Genomic DNA, 6,498 nt, shown 5'->3' with positions numbered 1-6,498 from the left:
ACTATTACTTAAGAGATTTTAGACAGCTTCTCATTTTCGATGAATGATTCGAGATTGGCAACTTCGTTTTCGATCAGAAGAAAGTCGGACAGATGGGATGGTTCGACGATTTCCTCTAATAACCAGTCCTCAAGTGGCGTTTCTTTAACATCTCTTAGGTGCTTTCGATAAAAGTTGATTCGCTCGTTGCGAAGCACACGTTGCATATATCGGACAAACATTTTTGACACTTCACGCTCACTACTCATGAATACAGCCTCCCTAGATTTGAGAAAATTAGTTACACTTATACAGACCGAATTTGAGCGTGGCGGTGAAACCAAAACGTTAAATTAGGCAACTAAAATCGTAGGAAAGCAAAAAAACATCAGCCAATACACATTGGCCAATGGGTTCAAAAGTGGTGTGGATCTGGTGAAAGTTCGCTAGATGCGTGCCGCAAATCGAATCACTGTCAGCACAATGCCAGTTAATACAGTGATCACGATTGCTAAGCCAACTAATGCTGGACTGAGTGCGGCGATCCCCCAGCCGGTAAGTGCCAGAACCAGCGTCAATGCGCAGTTGCCGCCGATTGCTATTGACACGGCACGACTGGGCAGGTTAGCCCAGAACGGCTTTTTGGTGCGGGTCATCAGGATCGTCAACATCGCGCTAAAGATAAGGTAGACGTAAAGGCCGGTGCTGATTTGATCAGTAGTAAGACCGAGCTGTTGTAACCAAGTTAGCCAACCGTAGCCGACCGCTGACCAACCTATGGCCAGGATACCAGCGATCTTGCTAAGTTTACCAGATTCCAGCTTTCTGGCTGGTGTGTGATCGTTGTGCGGTCAGTGCCGAGCACAAGGGGCACACAATCATTCAGAATTGCGACCAAGATCATCGCGTTTAAGGTCAGCGGAATGAAGTGGAGAATCAGGTAACCTAATGTCAATAGCAGCGGCAACTCTGCGGTGCATGAAAGTTTGGTGATCGTCCAGGTCATCATGCGTTGATAGACGCGGTGGCCGGCATCTAGGATCTCGATGATCGGGGTCAGTCCGTCTGCCGGCAAAACTCGATGGCATGGCGATCGGGATCGTCGCGATGAACAGCATTGCAAGAAACGGTAGCATGGCAACTAAGTCTTCGTGGCGGACAACGGCCACGATGATCAACAGCACGGCCAACACTGCATCGAGTGCTGCCAGATAGCCGATGATTTTGCCCAATAGTTTCTGCAAATGGCCCGGCGCCGAGCTTTGGTTGATCAGGCTGATTGTTTTGCCGCTGCGGCTATTAGCACCGGTGGCGGTGACGATCGCTAAGGCGTTGCCGGAGAGGACTTCGGTGCCGGCACCAGGGGGGCGGTTGACGGCCTTGGCTTCGCCCGTGATACTGCTTTCGTTGGCTTCCAGCGTGTCCGTCAGCAGGCGCGCGTCAGCGGGGATAATGTCCCCTTGGCGTAGGCTGATGAGGTCATCAACGACTAAGTACTTGGCTGACACCTGTTTCCACTTGCCATCGCGGCTGACTGCGGTGGTCGGCGATAAGTCATGTGATAGGCTGCGTAAGACCGTGTTGGCGCGGCAAGATTGAATCGCGCCATTGACCGCGGCAAAGAGCAACATTAGCACGATGAACCCGGCTTGGATGCCTTTGCCTAACACGATTTCAATGATCAGCGCCGCTTCGAGTATCCACGCGCTAGGCCCCCACAGGCGGGTGATAATGGCCGTGGCAAAGTTGAAGGGGGTTTCGGCCACTTCGTTGAAGCCATCGCGGGCCAGTCGCCGGTCAGCTTCGGCTTGGGTGAGGCCGTCTAGCGTATTCTTTTTGGTCATAGTAGACACCAGCTTTTTTCAAAATAACAAACGGCCGCGCACATATTAGTGCTCGGCCGCTGGATCAATGCTAATCAGTCGAAGTCGACCGAATCTGGGAAGTGGGCTAGGCGCGTGCCGTCAGCGCCAAGTTCTTCTTCGATCCGTAACAGTTGGTTGTATTTCTCCACACGCTCGGAACGGGCTGGAGCGCCGGACTTGAGTTGCGCAGCGTTCGTGGCGACGGTAAAGTCAGCGACAAAGGTGTCGCCGGTTTCACCAGAACGGTGAGACATCATGGTAGTGTAGCCGTTCTTGCGCGCTAAGCGGATTGCTTCCAGCGTTTCGGTGACCGTGCCGATCTGGTTAAGCTTGATCAAGATACTGTTGGCCATGCCTCGTTTGATGGCGTCTTTGATCAAGGCTGGGTTAGTGCAGACCGGATCGTCTGCGACAAGTTGCACGCGATCGCCGTACTTCTTGGTAAAGTCAGCGAAGTGGCCCCAGTCTTCTTCCCCATAAGGATCTTCGATGGAGATGATCTCTGGGAACTTGTCCAGCAGGTGAATGTAGTATTCTCCTAATTCGGCAGGTGTGTAGGTTTTGCCTTCAAAGTCATAGTTCTTGGTGTCGCGGTTGTAGAAGTATGATGCCGCCGCGTCAAAGGCGATGGCGATTTCCTTGCCAGGCGTGTAGCCTGCCTTGATGATGGCGTCATGCAGCATCTGCAAGGCGTCTTCGGAGTTCTTGAGGTCAGGGGCAAAGCCCCCTTCATCGCCGAGGCCGGTGGTGTAGCCAGCTTCTTCGATCACCTTCTTCAAGATGTGGTAGGTGTTGGCGATTTTCTCGAAGCCATCACGGAAGCTGGAACGATCGACTGGGGTAATCATGAATTCCTGAATGTCGATGCCATTGTCGGCGTGCTCACCACCGTTGATCACGTTGTGGAACGTTTGTGGCAGTTCCAAGTCGGTGCCGCCAAGGTAACGATACAGCGGTGTGTGCAAGGCGTTGGCTGCTGCACGGGCAGTGGCCATTGATACACCCAGGATCGCGTTAGCCCCTAGGCGAGCCTTGTTAGGTGTGCCGTCTAAGTCGATCATCAGCTGGTCGATGTGGGCTTGGTTGAAGGGGTCAGTGCCGTGCAAAGCCTTGTTGATCTCGGTATTGACGTTGGCCACGGCCTTTGAGACGCCTTTGCCTTGAAGCCGGTCGCCGCCGTCGCGCAACTCGACGGCTTCTTTTTCGCCGGTCGATGCACCAGATGGTACCTCCGCGCGGCCGAGCGTACCGTCCGAGAGATTAACATCGGCCTCAACAGTTGGGTTGCCGCGGGAGTCGAAGATCTCGCGCGCCTTCACAGATTCAATCACTACTGACATAATTGTGCTCCTTCCGGTAAAAAAAGATGACGTCTACGTCTACTGCACGCAAAATCTGTGCAGTAGACGTCATCAAATTGATTTACCAATTAGTTTTAGTGGCGAACGTCATCGCCGATTAACTTTTAGCACCCAAAGCATACTCCCTTACGAAATTTTGCGCAAGCCAGACCGACAAATTTTCGTGCAAAAGGCGGGCTTGTCTTACAGCTGTATGTTTTGCTATAACGCTAGACGCTATATTAAATTTTGATGAGTGTAACCACGCGACTGCCTGTATTTTGGTGGCCGCGTTTTACGGGGAAGTTTAATGCAGCGATTGCGATACCAAGATATTTTAGCGATGTTCATCGGCGGCTGTTTCGGTGGGATTGCCTGCTGGGAAATTGGCTTGTGGCTTAATGATGCCGACACGATGCTCGGCACCACGGCGATGAATCTGATCGGCAGATTTTTGCTGGAGTTTGTCACTTATGGCCTAGCGGTGTACATAGATTTGCCGGGCTGGCTGATTTTGGCGTTAGGGACTGGTTTTGTCGGCGCGTTTACGACGTTTTCGACGATGGTGCCGAACCTTTACAAAAACGTCGGCGAATCGCCGGTGTACGAGATCAGGATCTTCTTGCTTGAGCTGCTTGTTGGTTTAGGCGCTGCGTTTAGCGGGTATTTATGCGCCGAAGCCTGGGGAAGGCGGCGACAAACATGGTGATGTTAGTGACTTTAGGCGCTGGGGTCGGCGCCGTGATGCAATACGTGCTGACGCAGCTAGGCAAGAACTGGTGGACTTGGGTGTCGGTGGCGACGCTTGTGATCAATGCTAGTGGTGCCTTCTTGGCGGGATTTTTGGCGATGTGCGCACTGCAGCAAGCGTGGTCACTGCTACTTTTGACCGGTGTGTGGTGGGTACACGACTTTTTCCACATTCATGACTGATGCGTTTATCTTGTTGCGCAACCGGCGTTACTGTGCGTTGGATTGAAGTCAATATTTGAGACAGGTTTTAAGAGACATTCAGAACCGCATTTACCTTCCACAGCTCAAATAAATCATTAATCGTGATGAATAACTTATTTGAACCATGGAAAGCATTAAATCAGGCGGCCATTTGGCTCGTAAGTGTTGCGATTTCAACTTGTAAGGGGGTCTGGTAGCCCAGTGAACTATGAATTCTCTTCCTATTGTAGAAAGCATGCACATATTCAAAAAGGACAGCAGCGGCAGTTTCATAATTCTCAAAGACCGGCACTGGATAAACACATTCCTTTTTGAGGGAAGCATGAAAAGATTCCATTGGTGCATTATCGTATGGACACCCCTTACGGCTGTGAGAGTGGCGGATATGTAGTTCTGTTAACCGTTGGTTGTAATCATCGCTGGTGTACTGTGATCCTAAGTCTGTGTGGATAATCAGGTCCCCAGTAATGGTTCGATTTTTAACCGCGCTTTCCAGGGTCTTTAAGACTAAATCAGTATCCATCTTTTTTGAGAACGAATAGCCGATAATCCGTCGTGAGTGTAGGTCCATGATGGTTGATAAGTAACACCAGCCATTACGCTTCGTTTGAATATAGGTCATATCAGCGGTCCATTTTTGATTTAAACCAGTGGTCGAGAAATCCTGCTTAAGCAAGTTGGGACGCTGTTCAACCTTGGTTTTAGAAGCCGAAGCCGCTTTCCATTTATTGACGGTAACGGAGTGGATATCCAGTTCCTTCATGAGCCGGGAAATCCGTCTTGGGCTGCACGGACGCTGCAGTGGTTGAAGTTCCAGATTCCATTCATGGTGGATCTTCATAACGCCGTATCGCTGCTTGAATTCCGCAAAGATCCGCAGAATCCGTTGTTTTAAGTCCTCATCTTCGGCCCGGCGTTTTGAAGGCTTTGGGGATCGATAACGATAATACTGAGCTCTGGAAACACCGAGGATTCGGCACATCTTAGTTACCTGGTGGTGATGGCTTTCTTGTTGAATGTAATCAAAGATATTGGTTACTTCTGCGCAAGGAAGCCCAGGTCTTTTTTAGGATTTCGTTCTCCTCAGACAGCGAAGCCAGTCGCTTTTCCATCGCTTTGATTTCGTCTGGCGATTTACCGGATTGAGTTTTGGCCTGGCCCTGGATCCACTTATGAACGGTTGAATAGCCAATGCCATATTCTCTGGCCAGTTGGGCAGCTGATTCGCCTTGCTTATATAGGTTGATAATGTTTTGTTTGAATTCTTTGTCGTAACGAGTTGGCATGTAAAAATTCCTTCCTTTTGAGAGACGATTTATTCATTATACCCTCTCTTAAAAGTTGTCTCAGGAATCAGCTTACATCCAGCATTCCCTATTTCTATACAATCTACCNTTCATTTACACAAGATTCTTGACGCTACCATTTACTAAGGAGGTCTCTTCATGGCCATCACCATTTTAATGGCTTGCTATACCCTGCTGGCTTTAGGAATTGGTTGGTACTTTTATGCTCATCGACGTCGTGCTTTCTTAGTCTTTCATCCCGAAAGTAGTCACGAATTAAGTCGTGTCTTGACGATCAGTGGTGTTGTTATGCTACTGATTGGTGTGCTGTCGGCAGTCGCCACCATCATGAACAACATGGTCTTCATTTCAACCATGTTGTTAGTCGGCGTTATTGCGATTATCAGTATTCAATTGATTCTATTACACTGGTTCCCTAAGGCGTAATCGGTTACACTTTCTCGCAGTTTTTTTACCATATCGCTTTTTATTTGCAGATAAATAACGTATGATAAGAGTATAAAATAATGAGAGGTGAATATTATGTTACAACAATACAAGCACATTTTAGTCCCAGTCGATGGTTCCTATGAAGCCGAATTAGCTTTCAAGAAAGCAGTCGCTGTGGCTAAACGTAACGATGCTGATTTACATCTCGTTCACGTTGTTGATACACGGGCTCTCCAAATCTTTTCTAGCCTTGATACCAGCATGGCTGAACAAGTCACAGAAACGGCCAAGAAGACCCTCGACAAGTACGTGGCTGATGCCAAGGCAGATGGTCTTGACAAGATTGATTACGCCATTGAATACGGGGCACCGAGGACCATCATTGAAGATGTTCCTCGGGGTAATGACACCGATTTGATTATGATTGGTGCTACTGGGTTAAACGCAGTTGGACGGCTATTAATCGGGTCTGTAACGGACTACGTCACACGGACAGCAGTTTGTGACGTCATCGTCGTACGGACGGACTTAGATAATCAACCAGCCAAAGCAGCACACCGCGCAGAATAAATTTGCTAACTAATGCTTTAACTATGGCAGATTGCAAGAAATAACTTGAACGAA

General features: G+C 49.2%; 8 protein-coding genes, 1 pseudogene and 1 riboswitch. Of the genes and pseudogenes, 4 read left to right on the top strand and 5 right to left on the bottom strand.

Translation table 11 applies throughout. The features are described 5' to 3' along the window. Positions 1-8: 8 nt before the first annotated feature. From IV84_RS09125 to eno, 3 genes and pseudogenes are all read right to left on the bottom strand, one after another. Complete coding sequence (locus tag IV84_RS09125; RefSeq protein WP_057878792.1) at positions 9-248, bottom strand: hypothetical protein; 240 nt, start codon at positions 246-248, stop codon at positions 9-11. A gap of 177 nt (positions 249-425) precedes the next feature. Then, positions 426-1,823 (bottom strand): annotated as a pseudogene (locus tag IV84_RS09115) (HAD-IC family P-type ATPase). 74 nt (positions 1,824-1,897) lie between these two features. Beyond that, the gene (eno, locus tag IV84_RS09110) at positions 1,898-3,184 is read right to left on the bottom strand and encodes a phosphopyruvate hydratase (protein WP_056986494.1); all 1,287 of its coding nucleotides are present in this window, start codon (positions 3,182-3,184) and stop codon (positions 1,898-1,900) included. A gap of 56 nt (positions 3,185-3,240) precedes the next feature. Beyond that, a riboswitch (Fluoride riboswitch) is annotated at positions 3,241-3,309 on the bottom strand. 185 nt (positions 3,310-3,494) lie between these two features. On the opposite strand from eno, the gene IV84_RS09105 reads away from it, so the two are divergent. Together IV84_RS09105 and IV84_RS09100 are read left to right on the top strand one after the other, a co-directional pair. Continuing rightward, positions 3,495-3,893, top strand: coding sequence for a fluoride efflux transporter FluC (locus tag IV84_RS09105; RefSeq protein WP_056986492.1), 399 nt, complete (start codon positions 3,495-3,497; stop codon positions 3,891-3,893). After that, positions 3,887-4,117 (top strand): CrcB family protein, encoded by a 231-nt coding sequence (locus IV84_RS09100; RefSeq protein WP_065868917.1) that lies wholly within the window; start codon positions 3,887-3,889, stop codon positions 4,115-4,117. Before IV84_RS09105 ends, IV84_RS09100 begins: the two co-directional genes overlap by 7 nt. A 160-nt stretch (positions 4,118-4,277) precedes the next feature. Here the strand turns inward: IV84_RS09100 and IV84_RS09095 are convergent, their stop codons facing one another. Together IV84_RS09095 and IV84_RS09090 are read right to left on the bottom strand one after the other, a co-directional pair. Further along, positions 4,278-5,120: an IS3 family transposase gene (locus IV84_RS09095; RefSeq protein WP_056986490.1), complete on the bottom strand. Its 843-nt coding sequence runs from the start codon at positions 5,118-5,120 to the stop codon at positions 4,278-4,280. 40 nt (positions 5,121-5,160) lie between these two features. After that, on the bottom strand, positions 5,161-5,424 hold the full coding sequence (locus tag IV84_RS09090) for an IS3 family transposase (RefSeq protein WP_056986488.1): 264 nt from the start codon (positions 5,422-5,424) through the stop codon (positions 5,161-5,163). A gap of 159 nt (positions 5,425-5,583) precedes the next feature. Here IV84_RS09090 and IV84_RS09085 point away from each other — a divergent pair, with 159 nt between their 5' ends. Then, the gene (locus IV84_RS09085) at positions 5,584-5,871 is read left to right on the top strand and encodes a hypothetical protein (protein WP_011668133.1); all 288 of its coding nucleotides are present in this window, start codon (positions 5,584-5,586) and stop codon (positions 5,869-5,871) included. 96 nt (positions 5,872-5,967) lie between these two features. Continuing rightward, complete coding sequence (locus tag IV84_RS09080) at positions 5,968-6,444, top strand: universal stress protein (protein WP_056986487.1); 477 nt, start codon at positions 5,968-5,970, stop codon at positions 6,442-6,444. Positions 6,445-6,498 lie beyond the last annotated feature (54 nt).

Origin of the sequence: Pediococcus damnosus, from assembly GCF_001437255.1 — a bacterium.
In the GTDB taxonomy this organism is placed as follows: Bacteria; Bacillota; Bacilli; order Lactobacillales; family Lactobacillaceae; genus Pediococcus; species Pediococcus damnosus.
This window is presented reverse-complemented; position numbering and strand designations above follow the sequence as displayed.